We start from the raw sequence: 26190 nt of genomic DNA on the forward strand, positions 1-26190 counted from the left end.
CGATGTGGCAACGTTTTGCGCCGGCGCTCCCTGCTAATCCATGGAACTGGATGGCGGTATGGCGCCGCAATTTTCTGGTTTGGCGGAAAGTTGCTCTGGCATCGGTTCTTGGGAATCTGGCCGAGCCGATGAGCTCTCTGTTCGGTCTCGGTTTTGGCCTTGGAATGATCATAGGTGGTGTTGAGGGCACCTCATACATCTCGTTTCTGGCGGCTGGAATGGTTGCCACAAGCGCGATGGTGTCCGCAACCTTCGAAACGATCTATGCGGCTTACGCTCGCATGCAGACAAATTGCACCTGGGAGGCAATGCTCTGTACGCCCCTTACGCTCGGCGACATTGTCCTCGGTGAAGTGGCATGGGCAGCGAGCAAGGCCTTGCTCGCCGGGACCGCGATCACGATTGTGGCCGTCGCGCTGGGTTACGCAGAGTGGTCATCCATTCCCTATGCGTTACCAGCCATCGCCCTCACTGGCGTTACTTTCGCGAGCCTCGCAATGGTCGTTTCAGCACTTGCACCGAGCCACGACTATTTCATCTTCTACCAGTCGCTTATTCTTACGCCCATGATGTATTTAAGCGGGACGATCTTCCCAATGAGCCAGTTGCCCGGTTCGTTTCAACGCATCGCAGCCTTATTGCCGCTGAGTCATTCGGTCGATCTCATTCGTCCAACAATGCTTGGTCGACCGGTTGACAGCGTCGGATTGCATGTGGGCGCACTTTGCATCTACGCAGCAGTTCCCTTCCTCGTCTCGGCCGTGCTCCTTCGGCAGCGCCTGATGCGGTGAGAGGAATAAGGTCTAAAGCGAAGCATCGCGTGTGCGAGATGAGATATTGGGCTTAGCGAACTTCCAATCGCGTGCGACGCTTATATGCGTCTCGTCAGCTAGCGATGCCTGATCGGCCCCGCGGGGCCTACTCCCAAAGCAAGCGATACGAAATAGGCCAACAGGCCTCTCAGGATTAACGGAGAACAAGATGCTGTGTCTAGGATTGAGTGGCGGCCTCGACAAGGTCTATGAAAACCCCCTTGGGCTGCCGGGCACGTTTCTGCACGACGGCGCCGCGGTACTTGTCAAGGACGGGCGCGTGATCGCTGCCGTGGAAGAGGAGCGCCTTAACCGGATCAAACATTCAAACAAGCTCCCGAGCAGTGCGATCGAATACTGTCTTGCAGCCGCGGGTGTGGAGCTTCGCGACGTCGATCGTATTGCGTTCTACGCTACTGAATCCTATTGCAATGCAATGCTCGAACGGTTGTTTATCTCACAACCGGAAATCTCAATTCCCCTAGATGCGAATCTGCTGCTACGGCACCTTCTAGCCACGGAGTTCGGTACCCAAGTTGATCCTTCCCGGGTGTCATTCGTAGGCCACCATCAGGCCCACGCCGTGAGCGCTCTGGCGATGTCGGGTTTTGAAGATAGCCTGGTCCTCGCGATCGACGGTTGTGGCGACTTCCTGTCGGGTCTCTTGGCTGTCGGGTCAGGCAGCGAAATGACCGAGCTTATGACGTTTCCAGAGAATAACTCTCTCGGACTGTTCTATCTGGAGACGATCCGATATCTCGGCTACGGCCTGTTCGACGAGTATAAGGTTATGGGACTGGCTCCTTACGGAGATCCCGCACGCTATCGTGAGCTCTTTTCGCAATTCTATGAGCTCTGCGCAAACGGTGGCTACCGCGTTCACCTCGAACGTATCGGCCCAGCATTGCTGCACAATATCGAGGTCCGGCGAAAGGGAATGCCGTTCACGCAACAGCATCGAGATGTGAGCGCATCGTTGCAGGAGGCGCTGGAGCGGATCGTGTTTCACATTCTGCGGCATTACCGTGAGTCGACCGGAATGAAACGGTTGTGCCTGGCTGGCGGGGTGGCCCACAACTGCACGCTGAACGGAAAACTCCTGTATTCAGGCCTGTTCGAAGACATCTTCGTGCAGCCGGCTGCGCATGACGCCGGATGCGCATTGGGCGCGGCATTGATGGTGTCGAACGAGGCCGGGCAGCCTGCGCCCCGCGAGCGACTACAGACGGTTTATTGGGGGCCAGATGTCGGCAGCGACGATAGCATCGAAAAGGAACTGAAGGGATGGGCCGGACACCTCGAGTTTGAACGGACCGCTGACGTCGCAACCAGAGCAGCCGAGTGGATGGTTGATGGCGCCGTGATCGGGTGGGTACAGGGCCGATCGGAGTTCGGCCCTCGTGCGCTCGGCAACCGTAGTATTCTTGCGGACCCGAGGCCCGCGGCGAACAAGGACCGGATCAATGCGATGGTCAAGAAGCGCGAGGGTTATCGACCATTTGCGCCATCGGTTCTGGAGGAGGATGCGGGCGCGTTCTTTGAGTTGCCGGATGGTCGCGCAGAATATCCCTTCATGAATTTCGTCGTTCGCGTGCGCGAATCCAAGCGTGCTTTGCTGGGCGCGATCACGCATATCGATGGTACAGCTCGGCTGCAAACTGTTTCCCGCACGAACAATGCCGCCTATTGGGAACTCATCAATGCGTTCAAGGGCCTGACTGGCGTCCCGATTTTGCTTAATACGTCGTTCAACAACAATGCCGAACCGATCGTAGATTCCGTTGCCGATGCGATTACGGCGTTTTTGTCAACCGAGCTGGATGGCCTTGTGATCGGTTCATTCCTCGTCAAGAAGCGGGCAACAACACTCGAAAGCTGGACTGCACTCGCTGTATCACTGCCGCCCCATGTATCTCTTTACCGGGTTCGCGCTCATGCGGGCCGAGAACGCCAGGAGACAGTCTGCGAGATCCGCATGGGTCACTCCAGCCAGGAGAGCGTGCGCGTCTCGCATGACCTGTTCGACATGCTGATGCAAATTGAGAAGGAAGCTGTTCTTGCCGATCTTCTCGCCAGGGTCACCTCTGATAGGACTAGGCGAGAAGCTCTCGTGAACGAACTGCGCGGGCTCTGGGATCTGCGCCGTATTCGGCTGCATCCGTCACAGACTGCGCGGTAGTAAAAGTGAGCAATGCGGAAGCGGGCTCCTTGGGCGCCTCTTGCATGACCTGCCAATCGCGGTGCCGTGGAGGAGGGTTGCGGGTTGATCGCCTTGCGTCCAGGTGACCAGCCGTCCATCGGTGAGGATCGGAATCGCAGATGAGTAGGTGCGCCACACAAAACTGCTCTTATGCAACGAGAAGGGTTTAATAACTTGACGAAGGAACGCTTTGTTATTTCTCGGAGGCGTACCGGCTTTGGTGACTGTCTCTGGTCGCTGGCGTCAGCCTGGTCGTACGCGCAGCGGACCGGGCGGACGCTCGTCGTTGACTGGCGCGGTTCCTGCTACATCGACCGACCGTTCAGCAACGCCTTTCCGGTGTTCTTCGAGCCGGTTGAGGACATCGCTGGGGTACCGGTGATTTGCGATGACCGGATCAACCAGCTCTCGTTTCCCGGACCGTTCTTCCCGCGGTGGTGGAATAGGCCGTCGATCGACTGCATCAATCGTCCGGATGAGCAGATCTTCCGAGAACGTGACGAACTGACCGAGCTGTTCCAGGCGAGAGAAGATAACGAAGCCAACACCATTGTCTGTGACGCCTGCCTGATGTGGCGTTGTGGCGAGGCAGCCGAACGACTGATCTTTCGGAACATCAAGCTCAGGTCTGAGATTCAAGCGCGGATCGACGCCTTGTATGAGGAACATTTTGGCGGCCATAGCATCATTGGCGTTCATGTTCGGCACGGCAATGGCGAAGATATCATGGACCATGCGCCGTACTGGGCCGATTCGGAACTCGCCTTTCGTCAGGTCTGCATGGCAATCCGTAAAGCCAAGGCTTTGCCATATCCAAAGCCTGTAAAGGTCTTCCTGTGCACGGACAGTGCACAGGTGCTCGACCGCCTATCAGGTCTGTTTCCCGATGTCTTCGTCGTACCAAAACGTTTCCAGGTCGATCGGGCAGGGCCGTTGCATAGTGCGGAAATGGGAATTGAAGGTGGAGCTTCCGCTCTCATTGACATGTATCTTCTTGCGCGATGCGCTACCGTGATCCGCTTTCCCCCCACCAGCGCCTTCACGCGCTATGCCCGTCTGCTCGTTCCGCGGATTATTGAATTCGACCAGCGCAATCCGGAGCGCTTGACCCTGATCGATAATCCCTACGAGCATGTCGCGGCTTCCTGAAGCGCCAGAATGTGGGCCTGAACAATGGCGGGCTAGATCATCGGTCTGATACTGCTGGCTTCGACACGGTCGAGTTTCGCAACGTGTCGCAGGAACGTTGGATGGCGACTTCCGTCCCGCAAGCGACGGCTGACCGGCGCACTACCATGGATGCGGTGCGGTGGGAGGGCGAACGCCTGAGAAGCGTAAGGCCGATGCCAGCGGGGCCGGCGGTCTTGCCCGGCAACACTTCGGGCCCTCCGGTGTAAGTCGAGTCGCGCGGAAAGCTTACAGTTCTGTCATCCTCCAGCCAAGTCCGCCGTCGCTGGCCAGACGGTGAAAAGCACGGCAATGGCGGTCCGGGTCGCCCAGGAAATCTAACGTAACAGACAGTCACGTCAGAATGTCCCAGCAGCAAGGAGGCGCGTCCGGTAGATGGATCGCCTTTGCTGGGCAGGGCTTTCGTTTTCTGGACGACGGCCTTTGTTCATGCTCCGCTCGCGGAGTCCTTTCGGACGGAGGTGTGATGAACCGCGTGGCCGGCGGCCCATCGGTATTGCTCAAGAGCCGTATGTGCGGCCGCGCGTATCCAGGCCGAGAGCAACTTGGACGAACCGGCCATTAAATCCTGATCTCCGCCCGCAGCTAATCTATCTCGTCTAGCGCGCATGACCCACAGACCACTCGTGGAGTGGTGACGCAGTCAGCTCGCCATGGAAACCCCAGCCTCTGGCTCGAAGGCGTAGCGCACGCAGTGGGCGGCACCCGGGAGCTCGACGACAGCCATTGCTGCGGCGTTGCCGGTGTCGCAAAGCAAACAGGCCAGATGTTCGAAACCTGCCATTTGCGACGTAAAAGCGCGCCACCTGTGCCCTGCTTCGCTCTGGCCCGGATCCTGCACCAGGTGCACGGGCGAGGGGAGCGGAAGGGAGTCGCGTGTGAATCTAGGTCTACCAGATGACAACGCGGTCGCAGCTAAATCGTCGGAAACGGACCCTCGTGGTCCAATTCACGCCGATGGAGCGGGCCGTCCGCTGCGTGAGCGGAAGACGCTGGTATTGACCGGGGCATCGCGCGGTATCGGTCGCGCCACGGGAAGATTGTTTTCGGAAGCCGGTTGGCGCATCATTTCTTGCGCGCGCCAACCATTCGACGCGGTGCGCTGCCCATGGGACTCAGAGGGGGATAGCTATATCGAAGTCGACCTGAGCGATCATCGGACGCTACCGCGCGTGATTGCTCAGATAAAGGAGCGCCTTGCCGGCGCACCGCTGCAGGGACTGATAAACAATGCCGGAAACTCACCAAAAACGCCAAACGGTGCCCGGCTCACGTCGCTGGCGACCTCAGTCGATACCTGGATGAGCGTGTTCCACCTGAATCTGGTGGCGCCGATCCTGCTCGCGCAAGGTCTGTTCGATGAGCTAAAAGCGGCTTCAGGCTCGATCGTCAATGTGACTTCGATCGCCGGTGCGCGGGTGCATCCATTTGCAGGCACGGCATATGCCACGTCGAAAGCTGCGCTCGCTTGTCTCACGCGCGAAATGGCGCACGACTACGCCTCACATGGCATTCGCGTCAATGCGATCGCGCCCGGCGAAATCAAGACGGACATTTTGTCGCCTGACACGGAAGCGCATCTTGTGCCAAAGATCCCACTACGCCGGGTGGGTACACCCGAAGAGGTCGCCAAGGTCATTTTCTTCCTATGTTCAGATGCGGCAAGTTATGTCACTGGCGCCGAAGTGCCGATCAATGGCGGGCAACACTTGTGAGTGAATCCGTCCCTGGCGAACCCGGCTAACTGAGCTTTATCGATGGAAGCCATGTTGGCCGGGCGAATCCGCGCAGCGAGTTGGAAAGAATAAAGCGCAAAATCTAGTCACTGTAAGTGCTGCCGGCGTGCCATGAAGAGCCGTCATCTCTCGCCCCCGCCCTGAGAGCTGGATGTCAGATCGAGGCAGGCATGCAACACGAGTCTAACAAGTCCGATCGAGGTGATGGGGAGGACCAAGAAAGGAACGGAGAAGTCACTATGCTGGACAGCGTTTCCCCGCGCGAAACACCAAACTCAACCTCCGGCGCGGCCCCTTCCGCTTCTATTCTGCCATCGCAAGAGAAATCGCTAAGCACGATCTTTGAAATAGCGCACACGCTCACCGCCGTATGCCGGCTCGAAGCCAAGCTGGCGAGCGTCATCGAGCGTCTGCCATCGCTCGTGCAGATGCGGCGCGGCATCGTATGCCTGTTCGAACATGACGGGGTGCCCGAGATCATCGTAGACGGCGGGCGGAGCGAAGGGCGCGACGCGCGTTGCGGGGGGCGCTTGCCGCAAGGAGCAATTGATCAAATTGTGGCGACGGGGCGGCCGCTCATCGTCGAGAACGTAGCGCTGCATTCGATCTTCAGTTCTTCGGACGTCGAGATGCTAGACGCTGCCGGTAACACGTGCGTTGCCTTCATCGGCGTGCCCATAGAGATTGACGAGAAAGTTGTGGGTACGCTGAGCATCGACCGCGTCGCAGACAACGAGACGCATGCGCAGCTCGAGGACGACCTCCGCCTGGTGACGATGGTCGCAAGCCTTCTGGGCCAGACGGCGAAGCTGCATTGCACCTTTGTGCGCGACCGCGGGCGGCTTATGGACGAGGAGTTCGGGCCGCAGAAGCAGCCGTCGTCCGAGCTCAAGCCTCATGGGCGGGAGCGTAAGAAGGTCCAAGTCGAGGGAATTATCGGCGACAGTCCGGCGCTGCGCGCGATGCTTGAGAAGATCGAGCTGATCGCAAAATCGAATAGCACAGTTCTGTTGCGTGGCGAATCGGGTACCGGCAAAGAGCTGGTAGCGAAGGCTATTCACGAGCGTTCAGCGCGCGCCAAACGCCCCTTTATCAAGCTGAATTGCGCAGCCCTCACCGAGACGGTGCTGGAATCCGAATTGTTCGGTCACGAGAAAGGGGCGTTTACGGGCGCATTCAACGCGCGCAAGGGTCGCTTCGAACTCGCGGACAAGGGAACGTTGTTTCTGGATGAGATTGGCGAGATCTCGGCGTCGTTCCAGGCGAAACTCCTGCGCGTGCTTCAGGAGCAGGAGTTTGAGCGGGTGGGCGGCAATCAGACGATCAAAGTCGACGTCCGCGTGATTGCTGCCACGAACAAGAATCTTGAAGAGGCGGTGGCAAGGAAGGAGTTTCGTGCCGATCTCTATTATCGCATTAGCGTGGTTCCTCTGCTACTGCCGCCGCTGCGCGAAAGACGCACTGATATTCCGCTTCTCGCCGCTCGATTCTTGAAGAACTTCAACAATGAGAACGGCCGTGCTCTGGTCTTCGAGTCAAGTGCGATTGACGTTCTTATGAATTGCGGATTTCCCGGGAATGTCCGTGAGCTGGAGAACTGTGTGCAGCGGACCGCGACCCTGGCGCACGGATCGTCGATCGCAAGAGACGATTTTGCCTGCCGGCACGGGCAATGCCTGTCGGCCACGCTATGGAAGTGCGGGCCGGAGCAAGTGGCGCGACAGCCGAGCCCGATAATCTCACTTCCCGCGAGGCTGAGCATGCCGCCGACACAAGCTGTGGCACACGTTCAGCCGGTCGGTAGCGAACTGACGCCGCTAGAGCCACCCGGCCGACCCAACATAGGTGCCGCCAAGGTCACAGATCGCGAGCGCGTAGTCGCAGCGATGGAAAGGTCCGGGTGGGTACAGGCAAAGGCGGCGCGCTTGCTTGGACTGACGCCGCGCCAGATTGGCTATGCCTTGAGAAGGCACCGTATCGAGATCAAGCGCTTCTGAATAAAGAGTCGGCTCGCGTCTCTCTCGATCGCCGGGCGCGGTAGGAGAGCGTGCGCAAGAGGCGGTACTCTGGTCCATGAAGCGGATACGAAACCGATGTGCTCTGCTTGGACGTGGCGGAGCGTAAGCCATCTTCGCGTCAGCCGCGTGCTGGTCATCGTCTGCTTGCAATGTATTCGCCCTATGAGAAATGATTAGGTGTCGAACCAGCGCAAGATCGCGGCCGGGCCGTTTATGGCGCGACTCAGATGAGAGAGATCACGTCCCGCTTTACGCAGCTCGTCGCAGTCCCAACGGTCTCACCGTCAATCGCCAGCCGTTGCATTCCTCTCTCATCGGCGAAGTGCCTGGGGTGGTATGACAGTTGCTATTCGTGGGGAGCCTGCTCAACATCTTAGGAGAAGCATATGCACAGCATCGTCTGCATCAAACAGGTCCCCGACTCCGCACAAATCCGCGTGCATCCTGTCACGAATACGATCATGCGGCAGGGCGTGCCGACGATCATCAACCCATATGATCTGTTCGCACTGGAAGCTGCGCTCGAGCTACGAGACAAGTTCGGCGGTGAAATCACTGTTTTGACAATGGGGCCGCCGTCGGCCGAAGAATCTCTCCGAAAGGCGCTGACATTCGGTGCCGATCGTGCTGTCCTGCTCACCGATCGTAGTTTCGCAGGCTCTGATACGCTGGCGACGAGTTACGCTCTGGCGTGCGCGATTCGCAATATCGGGAAGGAATATGGCCCACCAGACGTCATATTCACTGGCAAGCAGACTATCGACGGCGATACGGCGCAGGTGGGACCTGGCATTGCAAAGAGGCTCGGGGTCCAGCAGCTTACGTATGTTTCAACAATCAAAGCGTTGGACTTCAAAGCACGCACGATTGATGTGGAACGGCGCTGCGAAGGAGGAGTCCAAGTGCTGCGTTCCAACCTTCCTTGTCTCATCAGCATGTTAGAGGCAAGCAATCAAATTCGCCGCGGTGCAATGATCGACGCCCTGCGTGCGGCCCGTGCCTCCATCGTAAAATGGAGCGCTCAAACTGCCGGCGTGGATGACATGGCCAAATGCGGTCTGAGGGGGTCGCCGACGGTCGTCAAGCGTGTCTTCGCGCCCTCCGCACGAGCGGAGAAGGCGACGTGGGTGGAAGCGGCCGAGCAGCCGGCGCAAGCGTTGATCGACGCCATGTTCAAGCGCAACCCTGCGCTCGAGACGGAGCTCGCGCAGCTTGCGCGCGGTACCTCATCCGCCCAAACTAGCGGTGCGTGAAGTCGCCGCTGATCGAGCGGAGCCAGCGACAGCCCGGGTCGTGGTCATGCATTGGCCCGACGCTCGGTGTACCAGGCACGATTCAGGCTTTTCGACCGCTCGCTAAGAATTGGCGAGCTGCGATACACCGGTTCTTCCTATGCGAGCCGTATCGGGACGAGCCGTCGCTGGTGCTGAGTGGGAATGGCTGAGCACTACCGCAACGCTCGATTCGTTCTGTGGTCGAGCGGCGCGATGATAATGCTCGTACTTTGCGGTTACGTGAAAAACGAGCAGAGCTCGCGCGAGGGAGATACATCCCTCGCGCGAGCTCCACGTGCGCTGCCATGCAAACTTAACGGGCACGTCTTGAGGCTGCATGAATTCCGCAGTGGCCCGCGGCCGGCAGAGTGGCACGCGGACTACCGAGATCACCGCAAGGACCGCCACGCACCCCGCTCAGTTCAGTCTTGGACGTGAAGGTCCCCCCGTGGGCGGGCTGCTAACGTGTGGTAAATTGCGCGCTTACGGCCCGGTTAGACCCCTCGGGTCGCGACAGCTTCGCAACTCTGTTGGTGTTTCCTGGATAAATCCTGAGCGCGGCGATAATGCCGAGCAAAGCTGCAAACATCAACCAGAAACCCGGCGAAGCCTTGTCGTCGGTCCGATCGATCAGCCAAGTCGATGCCAGCGGCGTAAAGGTACCAAAGAGAGCTGCGGCGAGTGCGAAGGCTAAAGAAAAGCAGGTTGTACGAACGTGCTTCGGCACGATTTCGACCAAAGCGCCCAACATGGCGCCGCTGTAGGTGCCAAAGTAGAACGAGAACATCATCTCCACTAGCAGCATCTTGCCAAAGCTTGGGTCGGTCACAAGCCAAGACAACGCCGGGTATACAGTCACCAAGGCGAGGCCGGCAATGGTCAGCAAGACCGGCTTCCGACCGATTCTGTCAGAGATCGCGCCGCCAATTGGGTTCCAGATGAAGTTCGTCACGGCGACCAAAAGCGTCACCAAGAGCGTGTTCTGCGAGGACAGCTGCAATACGTGCTTGCCGAACGTAGGCGTGTACACTGTGACGAAATAGAAGGTCGTGGTCGTCAGCATTGCGATCATCATGCCAAGAATGACAATGCGCCAGTTCGCAACTGTGGAGGCAAAGACCTCGCGGGCCGTTGGGTGGGTCTTCATGACGAGAAACTCCGGAGTTTCCTCCAGCGTCCGGCGCAGGAAGAAGATAAGCGGAACGATCAAGCAGCCAAGGAAGAATGGGATCCGCCAGCCCCAGGCGGCAACCATTTCGGCCGGAAGTGCTTCGCTCAAAAAATATCCGATAAGAGCCGCGACAAAGATCGCAACCTGCTGGCTCGAGGACTGAAACGATGTGTAAAAGCCGCGGTTACCCGGAGTGGCAATCTCGGAGAGGTAGACGGAAACGCCGCCAACCTCAACGCCGGCAGAAAAGCCCTGCAACAGCCGTCCGAACAGCACGATCGCGGGTGCGGCAATGCCGATCGTTGCATAGCCGGGACAAAAGGCGATGATGACGGTGCCAATAGCCATAATCGAAAGCGTGATGATCAGGCCTTGCCGACGGCCAATCTGGTCAATATAGGCTCCAAGCACAATCGCGCCAACAGGTCGCATCAAAGCCCCCAGCCAGAACACACCGAAGGTGTTAAGCAGTGAAGCGGTTTCGCTTCCTGATGGAAAGAACGCGTTGCCGATGGCACTGGCATAGAACCCGAACAAGAAGAAGTCGAACTGCTCGAGGAAGTTGCCGCTCGTCGCACGTAAGATGGCGCCAATGCGCGGTTTGGCCTTTGACGCTTGCGCGATGGACGCTGGTGACATGGCGAGTTTCCTCTCGGTTTGAAATGGCCGGTTCCGGAGAAAATCTCACGCCAGCCGAGTGCAGTTTCATGGCCGCGAATCTGCCATCAGGGCACTATCGACCAACCCGTAAGCGCCTGACGTTTCCGGCATATTTTCGGCAATTGCCGCAAACTCGCACAGTTTTTCGGGCGTTATTCCGCTCGCGTCGCAGGAGTGACTCTCAACCTATTGAAACCTCGGGCAATTCTCGGTGGAAAGGTTGTTGTCTGTGGCGTGGCCGAATTCCTCATTGAGCGCACCGACATGCAATGAAAAGCAAGGACGAGATGCATGGCATACGAGCGGCAGGGAAGAGCTGCCGTGAGATGTCTGCTAGAACAGCTCGCGAGCCTGCGATTGGAGCCGAGGTGCGTTAGCATCTCACCCGATGTCCAGCGATTTGGCCTCGAGTTGCTCAACTTAACCTGAGGTTTACGGAAAAGATTTGGTGAGTGTGCTGGTGATCGAGCCCGTCCGATAGCGCCGATCGCCATGCTCGGGCAAGTGCCACGTTGTCCCTCGAAGCGAGGCGCGCCTCGTACTTCGAGGGGCGCTGCGGTCCTAATGCGGTCCAAAACCCGCGCTGAGGGGGAGGATCACAGCGGGCCTCCTCAGCGATAATGGGCTTAATCGAACAGCTTCATCTGGCTTCCACGTCGTATTAGAAACCTGGATGTTTGTCACGAATTATGACCAGGTCCAAGCAATCGGAATGTCGTGATAAGCCCTGCGCGACTGCTTGCTTGCCGGAGGCAAGGCCACGCCAGCCTCGCAACCTGATTGGCCGTAAATTTTGCACATGAGGCTCAGCCTCCGTAAGCGAGGGCTATGAACCGCCGCGAAACCATGCGGTGGCATCGGGCCAGGAGCTGGGCGGCACATCGTAATTCGATCTGACCGAGGCTTGTGCGCATTCGGAATCTGACCGCGACAAAATCCAGGTCGCATCACCTTGCCTTATTCGACAGTTACCGATTTCGCGAGATTTCGGGGTTGGTCGACGTCCGTGCCCATCAGGATGGCCGTGTGGTAGGCCAGAAGCTGCACCGGAATCGCATAAACAATCGACGTAAACGTCGTATCCATCTCCGGCAGCACAATCGTCGCGAGTGAATCCATGGATACCTCTGCGGCTCCCCGAGCGTCCGTTATCAAGATAATCTTGCCGCCGCGTGCGGCGACCTCCTGCATGTTCGAGATGGTTTTTTCGAACACCCGGTCGCAGGGAGCAATGACGATTACGGGAACGCTCTCGTCGATTAAGGCGATCGGGCCGTGCTTGAGCTCTCCGGCCGCATAGCCCTCGGCGTGAATATAGGAGATCTCCTTCAGCTTCAGTGCCCCCTCCAGGGCCAATGGAAACGACGTGCCGCGACCAAGATATAGCACGTCACGCGATTTGGCGATGTCGCGTGCGAGCTTCTCGATCTGCGGCTCGCCGGCAAGCGCCGCGGTAACCAGCCGTGGAATTTCGATCAGCGCCCGCACGAGATCGACCTCGTCGCTCTCCGGCAATTCACCGCGCGCCTTGCCAGCAGCAACCGCAAGCGCCGCAAGGACGACCAGCTGGCATGTGAACGCCTTGGTCGAGGCAACGCCGATTTCAGGTCCGGCGAGCGTCTGCAACACTGTCCCGCTTTCGCGCGCAATGGTCGAACTCAGTACGTTCACGACAGAGAGGGTATGCAGGCCTTGCGATTTGGCATAGCGGAGCGCGGCCAGCGTATCGGCCGTCTCGCCGGACTGCGAGATGAAGATAGCAAGATCTCCCTTGCGCATCGGCGCCTCACGGTACCGAAATTCGGATGCGACATCGAGCTCGACCGGAATACGAGCCAGCCGCTCGAACCAGTACTTGCCGACATGGCCGGCGTAGCCTGCCGTACCGCAAGCCGTGATCGAGATATGTCCGATCTCGTTGAAGTCGAACGGAAGCTCCTGCGGCAGTGCCACGCTCTCGGTGGCGATATCGACGTAACGCGCCAGCGTCTGCCCGATCACCTCTGGCTGTTCGTGGATTTCCTTCGCCATGAAGTGGCGGTAGTTTGCTTTGTCGACGAGAACCGACGACGCGCCAGATTTCATCACCTCCCGGCGGACAACTGTGCCTTGTGCGTCGTAGACCACGCTGAAGTTGCGGTTGAGCACAGCCCAATCGCCGTCCTCAAGGTAGGTGATCAAGCCGGTAAGGGGCGCGAGCGCGATAGCATCCGATCCGAGATACATTTCGCCTTCTCCATGTCCGATCGCAAGTGGTGAGCCCTTGCGCGCACCGATCATGAGGTCGTGTTGACCCTTGAACAGGATTGCAAGCGCAAACGCGCCGACTAGCCGCGGCAGCGACGCTTTTACGGCCTCCTGCGGCGAGCAGCCATCTTTCAGATAAAAGTCGATGAGATGCGTCACCACCTCGGTGTCTGTTTCAGAGGCGAAACAGGCGCCATGCTGTTTTAGCTCCGCTCGCAGCTCGCGGAAGTTCTCAATTATGCCGTTATGGACGACTGCAACATTGTCCGTTGCATGGGGATGAGCATTGTGCTCCGTCGGCTTGCCGTGAGTAGCCCAGCGCGTGTGCCCAATCCCGACATGGCCTGAGAGCGGATGACAGCGAACGCGTGTCTCAAGGTTCCTCAGCTTGCCCTCGGCGCGTCGAAGCTCGATATGGTTTCCTTTGAGCGTTCCGATACCCGCTGAGTCATAGCCACGATATTCCAGTCGCTTCAGTGAATCGATCAGACGATCCGCGACCGGACCGCGCCCCAAGATGCCGACAATTCCGCACATTTAGTCAGTTTACCTCAAGTTCAAAACAGAGCGTCCCGCAAGGCGCGCCTGACCAATTCGCTCGCTTTAGTTATCCGCCAGTCTAGCCGTGCCTGCCCTCCATCGGGCACGCGGCACCCGGAGGTGCTCGAACTCCAAGAAAACGTGGAGCCCTGTCGAATTCGCCGGGAGATCCTAAAGCAACTGTCTGGCAATCGCACAATGAGCGCCGTCAGCAGTTAGCAGCTGCATGAGGCTCTCGTTTTGTCCGATGTACCCGATACGGCCAAGAAGGCCCGGTAGGTCTGGCGCATTCCATCTACAAGCCATGTCCTCGCGCGCCAGCCGAGGCTTGCGAGACGGCTGACGTCGAGCAGCTTGCGCGGCGTGCCATCGGGGCGCGACGTGTCGAAGGCAATCTCGCCGCTGTAGCCGACGACCTCGGCGACGACACGGGCGAACTCGGCGATGGTGATGTCCTCGCCTGTGCCGATATTGATCAGCTCCGGTCCCGAATAGCTCTTCATCAGGTGCACGCAGGCATCCGCCATGTCGTCAACATAAAGGAACTCGCGCCGTGGCGTGCCGGTGCCCCACACGGCGACACTCTTTGCGCCCGCGACCTTCGCCTCGTGGAAGCGGCGGATCAGCGCGGCAACGACATGGCTCAATTCGGGATGATAATTGTCGCCGGGGCCGTAGAGATTGGTGGGCATCACGCTGATGAAGTCGCTGCCATACTGGCTGCGATAGGCTTCCGCCATCTTGATGCCGGCGATCTTGGCGATCGCATAGGGCTCGTTGGTCGGCTCCAGCGGGCCTGATAGCACCGAATTCTCGCGCAGCGGCTGTGGGGCTAGCTTCGGATAGATGCAGGACGAGCCCAAAAACATCAGCTTTTCGGCGCCGTTTTGATGCGCGGCCTGGATCACGTTCGCGGCAATCGTGATGTTGTCGTAGATGAACTCGGCCCGCAGCGTGTCGTTGGCGACGATGCCGCCGACTTTTGCGGCGGCGAGGAAGATCACATGCGGCCGCGTTTTCGCGAACCATTCGAACACGGCCGTCTGGTTGCAGAGATCGACCTCGCGCCGGTCGACCGTGACGAGCTGCACGTCCTCCCGCGCGAGCCGGCGCGCAATCGCGCTGCCGACCATACCGCGATGGCCGGCGACGTAGACGCTTTTGCCCTTCAGCTCAAACGGTGCGCTTGCCATGGGCCGCCTCCCGTTTTGCTTCCGCCAGATCGCTTGCCATCATCTCCTCGACGAGCTGGGCGAACGTGTGCTTCGGCTTCCAGCCGAGCACCTGATGCGCCTTGCTGGCGTCGCCGACGAGGAGATCGACCTCGGTGGGGCGGAAATAGGTCGGATCGATCTTCACCACCGTCTTGCCGCTCGTCTCATCGACGCCGGTCTCCTCAACCCCTGCTCCACGCCATGCAATGCGGCGGCCGAGCTGGGCGAACGATAGCTCGACCATCTCGCGCACCGAGTGCATCTCGCCGGTGGCGAGCACGAAATCGTCGGGCTTGTCGGCTTGCAGGATCTTGTGCATGCCCTCGACGTAATCGCGCGCGTGGCCCCAGTCGCGCTTGGCTTCGAGATTGCCGAGATAGAGCGTCTCCTCCAGCCCGACCTCGATACGGGCGACAGCGCGCGTGATCTTGCGGGTCACAAATGTCTCGCCGCGGATCGGGCTCTCGTGGTTGAACAGGATGCCGTTGCTGGCGAACATGCCATAGGCTTCGCGGTAGTTCACCGTGATCCAGTAGCCGTAGAGTTTTGCCACGCCGTAGGGCGAGCGCGGATAGAACGGCGTGGTCTCCTTCTGCGGGATCTCCCGGACGAGGCCGTAGAGCTCGGAGGTCGAGGCCTGGTAGAACCGCGTCTCCTTCACCATGCCGAGGATGCGGATCGCTTCCAGCAGCCGCAGCACGCCGATCCCATCGGCATTGGCGGTGTATTCGGGACTCTCGAAGCTGACCGCGACGTGGCTTTGGGCGGCCAGATTGTAGATCTCGGTCGGCCGGATCTGCTGCACCAGCTGGATCAGATTGGTCGAGTCCGTCATGTCGCCGTAGTGCATCAGGAACGGCACGTCCCCGAGATGCGGGTCCTGGTAGAGATGGTCGACCCGCGCAGTGTTGAACGAGGACGAGCGCCGCTTGATGCCGTGCACGACATAGCCGAGCGACAGCAGATATTCGGCCAGATAGGCGCCGTCCTGTCCAGTCACGCCGGTGATTAGGGCGACCCGCCGTTTGCTCTCTTGGTTTGACAAATCGTTGCTCTGCGCAGGCTAATGTCGGTCCCCGATCGACGACGTCAATCGCGTCTGGCCTCTTCGAAATGCGGAAGCGTCACGCTCTCGAACGGCCGAGTTCTGGATTCTGTATAGGCATTGCATCAAGCGCTCAACTGTACGGAGGTAACCTTCCACATCGAAAGGGTTTTGAAGGACTATACGAAAGTTTGTAGTCCGGAAGATTCCGTTCGGCCTTCGTCAGGCGTTTCTCGGCGTGGGCGCGACCAATGAAATTGCGGCGCGGATGGGAGGTAAGCAGACCCGTTTGGCCGAGAAGCGTTCCACAGTCCGTTCGTGGTCAACTCGCACGTTGAGCCAGCGAGTTTCCCTCATTTCGTGTCATTGCCTAAGAGTTTTCCAATCTTGCTGTTCATCCAGTGCAACCGCGAGCAAGCCGGCCAAACAAAGCATTGAAATTCGTTCTCTGTCGCGCAGTACTTATCATCGTCGATCATTTCTGGACAATCAAGTTGGTGATCTGGCAAGCAAAAGTGAAGGCGCGCATACTGCCTCCGTGCTGTTTGAGTTCACAGAAAAACGCTGGATGAATGAGGCCAGTGCTATATGGGACCTCAAGGGGGTTATCGCGACGATTAGTGTGCCCTGCGCCCCCGAAGAGCGAATTCAGTCGCGAAAGGCATCTGGCGGTTCATTGCTCGCGAGTGGCCAAGGAATCAACAACAATGGTGCGTTTAGCGGGCGGACGATATGGCTCACAAGGTCAGTGCTCGGTTCGGCGACCATTCCGCCGGGGGTGTTTTCCGCGCTCGCAAGCATGTCTTCGGGCCGGCCGTAGTATGACCAGGCAAAGCCCGCTTGTGGGTGAATTAAGCCGCCTCGAGCACGTGCCGCTGCCATTGAAACTGGCGGTTTGCTGGTCCCGAGCGCCCCTTCTCTTGTCGGCAAAGTCCGGTTCTTGAGCAAGCATTCTGCGGATACCAGCCTGAGCTGACGGATCAACTGCGTTCTACCTCGGCAGAAAAAAGTCGGATGAGCTGCTCGCGGAGAGTGGATAGGTCGACCCGGGCCATTAAACCAAGTGCCCCCGCTCGAATGCGCCGAAAGCAGCGTAAGCTTTAGAGGCGCGTCTCGAAATGGATGGCCGGCTTATCGGGTTCGAACGCGGTGTTGCCCTCAATCAAGGTGCCGAGATCAATCTTCAGTCCCTCGCGGGTATAAACTTCCACATCATCTATTCCAAGGCGCTCACATGAGCTTCTCAATACTCGCTCGTCAGGTCTTGATGGGCCTCATTGCCGGATCGGCGTTCGGCTCTTGGGCAATCGTCAGGCCTGCACCTCGAGCAGATCCAGCTCGCGGTTCACTCTTGCTCCCGCGATGACCGCTACCCATGCCTAGCACTTGCGCGGCCTCGTCTCGGATTACTGTTGTTCATCTAGTCTGCTTTCGTTCAACGAGGCTGCGTCCGTCCGACCATGGCATGACGTGCATTCGGGAATGGTGATAAGCGCACCACGATGACAGCTTTTGGCGAGGCCCCGTCACAACGGGGGCGCCGCACATATACGCGGCTCCCGGATCGCCATTCTTGAAACCAACAATGGCCCGGCATTGGCCCTCACAGTGATCGACGAGCAAGACCCTGTTGGATCTATCGGGTCCTCTCACATGACCGCTCCGGGATACCGCATCAATCTCGCCGCGGCTGGTTTGGAACTCAGTACCCGCAAACGTATTTGGCAGCCTCCCAGGCTGGATTGGTCCTTCTTACATGTGGGCGATCTTGTCTTCATAGGGCCGGCGATTGCGTGGACAGGACAGAAAGTGCGTTCTTCGGCTGAGCGCGATCCTCAGCCGCTTTGGCAGAAGACCTCTCATCGCAAGCGGTCGGCCTGCTCCGCTGGAAGCAGCCGAACATTGGTGCTCCCTAGCTGTGCACTCTACAATCTGACGCTACGTATGATTCAATCCCCCTCCGAGCTTATCGCGTGAATATGTCGAACCCTTATTCGTTTGCCAGGAGCCAGCCGCAAGACGAGCAGGGCGGGAGGCGCTTCACCAAGGCAGTGGCTTTGGATATCAATCGTCTGCGGAAGGCGCAGCTCAGGTCCGCTCGAGTGTGCGCGCATAGCTACCCCCAGCTGTGAGACTGCTCGTCGGCGGCCACGAGTGATCAAGCAAATCAATCAAGCTTACTTGAATGTGTGGATAGGAGGTGCCTTGGCGACGGAATCGATCGGCCATGGCTGGAAGCTCTGGCGAGTCTGTGCAAATTGGCTTTGTCTATCCAGCCGAGCTCTCCCGCTGTCACCATCGTAATGGGGCTGCTTCCCGGGAGTTGTCGGTGCCGCGGCGGCTGAGCAGAATTGGAAACGAGATTAATCGGCAGCGCGTTAACCTGGTCAAAGAGCCAAACTCCCGTCAGGTAACCCAACAGTGACTTCGCCGTTCTAGATAACCTTGAACTATGGACGACCTCGAAAGGCTTCGTCAGCTGCAGGCCACGCCGGGTTGATCATCGCGGGTTCGATATTTGTGGGAAGATTTGCCGAGCGTCACGTTGGAAGCCTAAGCGGTACTCAGCCCTGGTCCCATTGAGAGCATCGCGGCTCGAGTCCAGATTGGCGCGTTTGCTACAATCGTGTTGGTATTGAAGACTTGCTACGCCGACTACTCCAGGTCGGCCGGGGGAAAAACAGCGGTTTTGCAGGCAATCAAATGGCTGTTGGAACGAGCGGCGCAGTTGGCCATGCTCTCTGATGGATGGGCGGGGCCTTGTAGCGGGCGCCGATCGGCGTCCTCCCATTCATCTTGAGGCGCGAGCGATTGTTAGGCCGGCATTCTCCAGCACATCCAAAATCGTTTCAGCAACCGCCCGCGGATCTCGCTCGTCCTCTTTGCTAACGTTACAGGCCAAGGTAGCTGCGATGATCGCGTGCGCTGTTTTGCGCTGGAGGCAATCGTATTCGGCATACTCACCGCAAGTATTGCAGTTGATCACTGGTCGGCCGCTCCAGGGATCGTGCATTGCGATCTCGCACCAGTTATCTGTGTGACATTTCGGACAGAGCATAGATCGAGATTTCCTTGTGGTCTGACCTCGCGCGCTCCAAGGCCATCAGTTGAACGGCCGCTCGCTAGCCAAAGCTGTAGAAGTCATTGCTACTCCGAAGGCCGTGTTGCCCGTCTTTGGATACGAAAAACGTCATGGACGCGGCGGCGGAGGCAATCCAGGCACCCGAGGGCGGCTTCGGCATGAGCGACCAGTCGACGCATCTCTGGCGAGAATGCTGGCAACGGTGTATGCCTGGAGCTACCTGTTTTGGCGTAAGCAAGCTATTGCAGGTTCGCCGCGGCCGCATCACGGCTACGTAAGATGAGTATGGCCTCCAACTTCCATTCCACTCTGAGCTGCGAGGCCCCGATCTCCAGACGTCGACCTTCTGCGTGAGCACTCTGTCAAATCGGGCAACCGCAACGCGAGGATGCTGCTGCATCTTAGAATCCGGTTCCCCTCCTGGCTTCGTCGCCACACGTGCAATGATTCGCCGAGGCGACTTCACTGCGGCGCCAGGGACAAGGCGGGCGTTCTGCAATCTGGGCGCCAAATGACACACTCGAAATTGTGTCGCCCGGAAGCTGTTCTACGGCCAACCACGCTCGCCAGCTGTAAGAGACCCTACAATCTGACGCTACGTACGATTCAAGCCCTAATGTCTAGAGTCGCGCATTCGCGCCCTTTGCCGCGCTTGCTGCGAGCGGGTTGTCGCATCTCAGACATCAACAGAGCGGTCGGCAGATAACGGCAAATGAGGTGCTTTTGCGAAAGCCAACCTACGGGATCTTACGTAGGGCATGTGTCGCATTTTCTTGATCTAAAAATTGCATCGTCTTCCGCATGAAGGAAAAAAAGCTGTTCTCAGACGCCAAACATTGGAGAAGCCGTGCTGAAGCGACCCGAAGAAAAGCGGAGTCGCTCGAGGACGACACATCCAGATGCAGGCTCCTCAAGGTCGCTGAAGAATATGATAAGCTGGCTCGCCTCGCGGAGGGGCGGCAAAGAAATGAGCTTGACGGGCAGTTCTGATCGCCACCGGGCGGACGGTTGCACCGATCGTCAACGCCTTGTGACCCCGGCGCGGGTGTCTCTCCGTTGGAGCTCACAGCCCGTTAGCTGAACTGCGAAACTGCGTCATGCCGTAAGGCCAATGAGCTAGGCTGCTGAACGAGTGCGGTCCGCGCGTCCGAGCCTCTGACCATGAATCCATTCTGAGTCGCGGGGCCGGCCACATAGATGACGCATTGACGGTGTCTCAGGCGGCAAGCCGGCTAACCGCTAGACATGAGAAGGATGAGATGAAAGCCCACCGTCAGGTCGTCGAATCAAAGCCTCTCGCTCGATGAACTGGCGAGGCATTGGCGTCGCGCTTTGCATCATGTGCTGAAGCCAGGACTTTTGTTTGGGTGACAAAGTAGCCGGTTCGCCGGATCATGCCACGCGAATTGGCTTCCGCCGCCATTTTGGCGTGAGGCGTTTCAGTCGAATTCTGGCACCTTGCACCAAGCACTGCTGAGCTCAACGCCATACATTGCGGACATGTTCAGGCGAAGAGGCGAGCAGAAGCTCCTGCTGGAACGGCTTGCCAAGACGGGCCATCATAGATCTCTGCGCAGATTGTCTGCATGAGGCCGGGTTCGCAACGAAGGCGCGAATGACAAGAAAATTGAAGAGACGATCAGATGTCGAAAGACAAACCCAAGAGAACTCCCCGGTGAACGATGCGGATAGAACCGATGTTCTTCATCCAAGTAGGTTCGGTGCAGATGATCAGCGGTAGCTGGGGCTGCCCATGCCGGGGTGCCAGCCGTTCGATGTGCGACTCGGACAAGACGAGTGGTGCCGGATGCAACTCTATCGGCCAAAAGGAGGACGCATGAGGAGGCACAGTGTAGAAAGACTGGAAGCGGGGCGCGTTCGCGAGGGCCAATTCGCCACTGCACCAGGGTCTGGCCCTTCTGGTCTCTTCTTCGTGCAGGGGCCTTGTGGCTGCCAACTCAAGATCATCGGCTTGATCCGTCCGGGATGGGAGCATGTCTCAGTGTCGACGCCACGGCGATCTCCAAACTGGGAGGAGATGTGCCTCGCTAAAGATATGTTTTGGGATGAAGAGGAATGCGTGATGCAGCTGCATCCTCCTCATTCGCAGTATGTGAACAATAGTCGCTATTGCCTGCATCTCTGGAGGCCGACCCGTCAGGTCATTCCGATGCCTCCGGCAGCCTTCGTGGGCATCGTCGGGCTCGGGCCGTCTGAAGCGGCAACTCTGTTTGCGCAGATGAGTGCGACACCTTAGCGGATCTCGCCCCGCCGATGCCAAGTCGGGCGGTGGCGACATAATCGAGAGTCCCGCGGAGTTGCTCACCACAGCGCTCGCAGAGTCGGCTCGTCGAGGCCGCCGTTTATTGTGCGGAATGTGACGCGCATAACAACACCATTGAGGATTCAGCCAGGTGAGCAGATCCGTCGCTCCGTTATACAAGGCGCGCGGCCAAATACATTTGCATCGGAAGAGGCTCCTACGGGGCGCAACTACCGGACGCACCGCCTAGCTACCTGAGTGAGGCGCGCCTGCGGGGAAATCCGGCATGAGGGGGCGGCGATTAGCCTGATATGAGCGCCATGCCCGCGCAACTCGGCGATATTTCTCGTTCAATACAGGGCAAGAGTGTTGCTTTGCGGAGCTACGCACGACCTTGTCGTCTGTACGATCGAGCGAAAATCTTGGGGGTGCTGTGGAAGTCGAAGGCAATAGCGGCCGCAACGGCGCGCCGGTCCGCCGCGACTGGGAACGTGCCGAGGCGGAAGGGGTTTACGTGCAGCCAATTGCCGAGCTCCTATTTCAGGCCCAGACCGTTCATCGCGGTAATTTTGACCCAAACCACGTCGAAACCGCAAGCCTAACTCAGCATCAAGACCGGCGGCTGTCCTGAAGACTGCGCCTACTGCGCACAGAGCGTGCATTGCGACACTGGCCTGAAGGCGACTCGCTTGATGGATCGCGCTGATGTGGTCGCCACCGCGCAGCGCGCCAAGGCGGCCGGGGCGAGTCGCTTCTGCATGGCCGCGGCGTGGCGCAGTCCAAAGGACCGCGACCTCGATAAGGTCTGCGACATGATTGCCGCCGTTAAACGTGTTGGGATGGAGACGTGCGTAACGCTCGGCATGCTCACGCCAAAGCAAGCCGCACGGCTCGCCGACGCCGGCCTCGACTTCTACAATCATCACGTGGACACTTCACCGGAGTTCTACCGCAGCATCATCACTACCCGGGCCTTGCAAGATCGGATCGACACTCTTACGCGTGTGCGCGAGGTGGGGGTCAAAGTCTGCTGCGGCGGCATTATTGGCATAGGTGAGCACGTCGATGACCGTCTCGGCATGCTGGTACTACTCGCCAATCTTCCCAACCATCCGGAAAGTGTACCGATCAACCTGTGGAACGAGGTGAATGGGGTGCCGGTGAAGGTCACGGCGGAGCGTCCCAATCCGATTGCACTGGTGCGCCTGGTGGCGACCGCGCGGATCATGATGCCCAAGAGCGTCGTACGATTGGCCGCCGGGCGCCAGTACATGAGTGATGAACTCCAAGCCCTATGTTTCTTGGCGGGTGCGAACTCCATCATTTTCGGCGATGTGTTGCTGACTACCAAAAACCCGCAACTTGACGGTGATGTAAGTTTGTTAGCACGGCTCGGCATTACGTCTGGACTCGCTTAAGCCATCAGAACAACGGCGCGCTGCGCGCAAGCCACTAGCGTAGGTAAGAAATGCAGATTGTCTTGATGAAGGGAAAGATTCATTGCGCCTCGGTAACTGAATCCGACCTGCACTTTGGAGGCTCGATCTCGATTGATCGCGCACTTTTGGACGCGGCCGGCATCCTGATTAACGAACGCGTCGAACTCTACAACCTCGAGACGGGGGCACGCTTTGCAACGATTGTGACAGAAGCGCCGCAAGGGTCCGGCACGGTAGACGTGAACGGTGCGGCGGCGCGATTGGCGATGCCCGGCGATAGGATAAGCATCGTTGCATACGCCTCAGTTGACGAGGGGGAGGCAAGAATCTTCAGGCCGCGCATTGTGCTGGTTGACCGACAAAATCGCATCGTGCCGATTTGAATCCAACAAGCTAACCGCCGTAAAGACCCCGTCGTTGGCGGCCAGTTGGGAGTTTTGGGGCGTCGATCCTTGCTCAGCGAGTGAAGAATGAATTCCATCATTGCGGGTAAAGCCGCCAGCTATGCGGCAGGCTTAGATGCGCTCAAACACGAGAAGCGGAGTCTCAAGCCGCGCACCGGGATTGACTTTTCATCCAACGATTATCTGGCCCTGGCGAGCGCGCCGCGCATGAAAAAAGCGATCGTCACCGCGCTTGAAGCCGGTACTCCGATCGGAGCCGGCGGATCACGGCTTCTGCGCGGCAACTGCGAGGAGCACGAATGCCTCGAAGCAGCAGCGGCGCGGTTCTTCGGCGCGCAGACCGCGCTCTTCTTCGGCGGTGGTTATGTGGCAAATTTTGCGGTGCTGACAACGTTGCCGCAACGGGATGACCTGCTCGTCCTTGATTCCCTGGTTCACGCCAGCATTCACGAAGGAGCACGAGCTGGCCGAGCCGCGTTTCGAATCACCGCCCATAACGACCCGCAGTTTATCGTAAGCGCAATTTGCGACTGGCGTGCCGCGGGCGGAGCGGGGCAGGTCTGGATCGTAGTCGAGAGCCTCTACAGCATGGATGGCGATTTCGCACCGCTTGAGGACCTGCTCGCGATCGCGGACCGGCACGATGCGTTCTTGGTTGTGGATGAAGCTCATGCCACCGGCGTTTACGGCGAGCAGGGGCGAGGGCTCACAGGGCCGTTTGAAGGACGCGAAAATCTCCTGGTTATTCATACCTGCGGCAAGGCGCTGGGAGCTGCCGGCGCGCTTGTCACCGCCTCTGGCGTGCTGCGCGACTTCATAATCAATCGCTGTCGCCCGTTTATCTTCGCGACCGCCCCCTCGCCGTTAATGGCGGTGGCCGTACGGGAGGCTCTGTTGATCCTGCAGGAGGAACCGGAGCGCCGACAGCGGCTGGCGAAGCTTGTCGCGTTCACGCATCAGGAGATGGTTGCGCGAGGCGAGAGAAGTCCTTCGAACTTGCAGATCCTGCCCTACATCGTTGGCGAGAATGCCCGCGCCATGAGGCTAGCGTCCGCGCTACAGGCTCGCGGATTTGACATCCGAGGAATCAGACCGCTAACGGTGCCGGCCGGCACGGCCCGTTTACGAATTTCACTGACGCTCAACGTCGGAGAGGATGAGGTGCGTGCGATGCTCGATGCCCTCGCTGAGGAGACGAGGGGCGGATCTCGATGAGGCAGCGGATCGTGGTGACCGGCACAGATACAGGGATCGGCAAATCTGTCTTTTCGGCAGGCCTTGCCCATCTTCTCGGCGCGAATTATTGGAAACCAATTCAGGCCGGTGTTGAAGGAGAGACCGATAGCGAGCAGGTCGCACGACTGAGCGGTCTTCCGGCCGATCGGATCGTTCCGGAGCGTTACCGCCTTAAAACGTCCGCCTCGCCGCACCATGCCGCCGAAATAGACGGAATTCGCATCGACCCCGATTCGCTCGTCCTGCCGCATACCGGGGAGCGACCGCTCGTCATCGAAGGCGCTGGCGGGCTGATGGTGCCGCTGAATTCTAGTGCACTCTACATCGACATCTTCGAGCGGTGGCGACTTCCCGTTGTGCTTTGCGCGCGCACGCTACTCGGGACCATCAATCACTCCCTGCTCTCGATAGAGGCCTTACGAAAGCGCCAGATCGACATTCTTGGGATCGCATTCATCGGGGAAAGAAATTCGGAGACTGAGAGCGCAATTTGTGACATCGCGCGGGTGCGTTGGTTAGGACGGCTGCCCTGGATTTCTCCTTTGACGGCAGAGAGCCTACAGGCTGTCTTCAAAGGCTCGTTTATTCCCGGCGATTTCACGCCATGAAGCCAAACAAGAGGTGGCCAATTTGGCATCCATTCACGCAGCATGCTCTTCACAACGAGATGACCAAGGTTGTGCGTGGCGATGGTGCTTATCTCTACACTGCGGATGACAATCGAATCATAGATGCAATCTCATCCTGTTGGGTCGTCACTCACGGCCATTGCCATCCGCAGATCGTGAGCGCGATTCAGGAACAGGCCGGCAAGCTGAACCAAATCATTTTCGCCGGCTACACGCATGATCCGGCTGAGGAGGTCGCTCGGCTCCTTTTGAAACTCACACCCCAAGGCTTGGACCACGTGTTCTACTCGGACAGCGGGTCAGCCAGCGTGGAAGTCGCCTTGAAGATGGCACTCGGTTATTGGCATAGGCGAAGAGCGAACACGCATCGTTGTCATGCAGCACTCCTATCACGGGGACACGTTCGGCGCGATGTCAGTTGGTGCCCGCGGTGTCTTCAACGCGGCGTACGGATCTCTCCTGTTCGACGTCACCTCAATCCCGTTCCCTGCGAGCGGTCGTGAGCGGGCGACGCTCGATGCGCTTGAGTCAGGATGTCGGAACGAAAATCCCGCAGCCTTTATTGTCGAGCCTCTGGTGTTAGGGGCAGGCGGAATGCTGATGTACCCAGCTTGGGTGCTAAGAGAGATGAAGCGGATCTGCGAGGCGTCGGACGTTCTGTTCATTGCCGATGAGGTCATGACGGGCTGGGGCCGCACCGGAACAATCTTCGCCTGTGAGCAGGCCAATGTTGTGCCAGATATAGCGTGCTATTCCAAGGGTCTCTCACGGGAGGGGCGCTGCCGCTCGCGGTGACACTCTGCCGGGCAGAGATTTTCGATGCCCATTATTCAAAAGACCGTACCCGCACATTCTTGCACTCGAGTTCGTATACGGCAAATCCGGTGGCCTGTGCCGCCGCCAAGGCTAACCTGGATCTGTGGAAAGACCAGGAATGTCACCGACGCATCGCTGCGGTCGCAACCATGCAAGAGCAGGCAATTGAAGCATTCCGCGTCGATCCGCGCTTTGACTGCGGCGCGGCAATCAGGA

Annotated in this window: 13 protein-coding genes and 2 pseudogenes; 11 read left to right on the forward strand and 4 right to left on the reverse strand. The window is 58.7% G+C overall.

The window, feature by feature from the left end; all coding sequences use genetic code 11:
- Nucleotides 1-2: 2 nt before the first annotated feature.
- From IVB24_RS10515 to IVB24_RS10540, 6 genes are all read left to right on the forward strand, one after another.
- Nucleotides 3-791 carry an ABC transporter permease gene (locus IVB24_RS10515; RefSeq protein ID WP_247340026.1) on the forward strand — a complete coding sequence of 263 codons (789 nt, stop codon included), beginning with the start codon at nucleotides 3-5 and terminating at the stop codon, nucleotides 789-791.
- Between the two features lie 190 nt (nucleotides 792-981).
- Nucleotides 982-2991 carry a carbamoyltransferase gene (locus IVB24_RS10520; RefSeq protein WP_247340028.1) on the forward strand — a complete coding sequence of 670 codons (2010 nt, stop codon included), beginning with the start codon at nucleotides 982-984 and terminating at the stop codon, nucleotides 2989-2991.
- A gap of 171 nt (nucleotides 2992-3162) precedes the next feature.
- Nucleotides 3163-4161, forward strand: a complete 999-nt coding sequence (locus tag IVB24_RS10525) for a nodulation protein NodZ (RefSeq protein WP_247444404.1) — start codon at nucleotides 3163-3165, stop codon at nucleotides 4159-4161.
- A 917-nt stretch (nucleotides 4162-5078) separates the two neighbouring features.
- Nucleotides 5079-5915, forward strand: a complete 837-nt coding sequence (locus IVB24_RS10530) for an SDR family oxidoreductase (protein WP_247296043.1) — start codon at nucleotides 5079-5081, stop codon at nucleotides 5913-5915.
- A 260-nt stretch (nucleotides 5916-6175) separates the two neighbouring features.
- Nucleotides 6176-7933 (forward strand): nif-specific transcriptional activator NifA, encoded by a 1758-nt coding sequence (gene nifA / locus IVB24_RS10535; RefSeq protein WP_247772850.1) that lies wholly within the window; start codon nucleotides 6176-6178, stop codon nucleotides 7931-7933.
- Between the two features lie 407 nt (nucleotides 7934-8340).
- A complete protein-coding gene (locus IVB24_RS10540) occupies nucleotides 8341-9207 on the forward strand; it encodes an electron transfer flavoprotein subunit beta/FixA family protein (RefSeq protein ID WP_247444406.1) in 867 nt (288 codons plus the stop codon).
- Nucleotides 9208-9688: 481 nt separating this feature from the next.
- Here IVB24_RS10540 and IVB24_RS10545 read toward each other — a convergent pair whose 3' ends face one another.
- From IVB24_RS10545 to gmd, 4 genes are all read right to left on the reverse strand, one after another.
- Nucleotides 9689-11038, reverse strand: coding sequence for an MFS transporter (locus IVB24_RS10545; RefSeq protein ID WP_247340037.1), 1350 nt, complete (start codon nucleotides 11036-11038; stop codon nucleotides 9689-9691).
- Between the two features lie 978 nt (nucleotides 11039-12016).
- Entirely contained in the window at nucleotides 12017-13843 is a 1827-nt protein-coding gene (glmS, locus tag IVB24_RS10550; protein WP_247340039.1) for a glutamine--fructose-6-phosphate transaminase (isomerizing), read from the reverse strand.
- Between the two features lie 218 nt (nucleotides 13844-14061).
- Nucleotides 14062-15039 carry a GDP-L-fucose synthase gene (locus IVB24_RS10555; protein WP_276001279.1) on the reverse strand — a complete coding sequence of 326 codons (978 nt, stop codon included), beginning with the start codon at nucleotides 15037-15039 and terminating at the stop codon, nucleotides 14062-14064.
- Complete coding sequence (gene gmd, locus IVB24_RS10560; protein WP_247337061.1) at nucleotides 15020-16105, reverse strand: GDP-mannose 4,6-dehydratase; 1086 nt, start codon at nucleotides 16103-16105, stop codon at nucleotides 15020-15022. Before gmd ends, IVB24_RS10555 begins: the two co-directional genes overlap by 20 nt.
- Before the next feature lie 5778 nt (nucleotides 16106-21883).
- Here gmd and bioB point away from each other — a divergent pair.
- From bioB to IVB24_RS10585, 5 genes and pseudogenes are all read left to right on the forward strand, one after another.
- A pseudogene (bioB, locus tag IVB24_RS10565) lies at nucleotides 21884-22868 on the forward strand (biotin synthase BioB).
- A 50-nt stretch (nucleotides 22869-22918) separates the two neighbouring features.
- Nucleotides 22919-23272 (forward strand): aspartate 1-decarboxylase, encoded by a 354-nt coding sequence (gene panD, locus IVB24_RS10570; protein WP_247400744.1) that lies wholly within the window; start codon nucleotides 22919-22921, stop codon nucleotides 23270-23272.
- An 87-nt stretch (nucleotides 23273-23359) separates the two neighbouring features.
- Nucleotides 23360-24508 carry an 8-amino-7-oxononanoate synthase gene (locus IVB24_RS10575; RefSeq protein WP_247400747.1) on the forward strand — a complete coding sequence of 383 codons (1149 nt, stop codon included), beginning with the start codon at nucleotides 23360-23362 and terminating at the stop codon, nucleotides 24506-24508.
- A complete protein-coding gene (gene bioD, locus IVB24_RS10580) occupies nucleotides 24505-25137 on the forward strand; it encodes a dethiobiotin synthase (RefSeq protein ID WP_247400749.1) in 633 nt (210 codons plus the stop codon). Before IVB24_RS10575 ends, bioD begins: the two co-directional genes overlap by 4 nt.
- A pseudogene (locus IVB24_RS10585) lies at nucleotides 25134-26168 on the forward strand (adenosylmethionine--8-amino-7-oxononanoate transaminase); the annotation flags it as partial. The gene bioD and the pseudogene IVB24_RS10585, both read left to right, overlap by 4 nt.
- Nucleotides 26169-26190 lie beyond the last annotated feature (22 nt).

This window comes from Bradyrhizobium sp. 192, assembly GCF_023100965.1.
Lineage (GTDB): Bacteria > Pseudomonadota > Alphaproteobacteria > Rhizobiales > Xanthobacteraceae > Bradyrhizobium > Bradyrhizobium symbiodeficiens.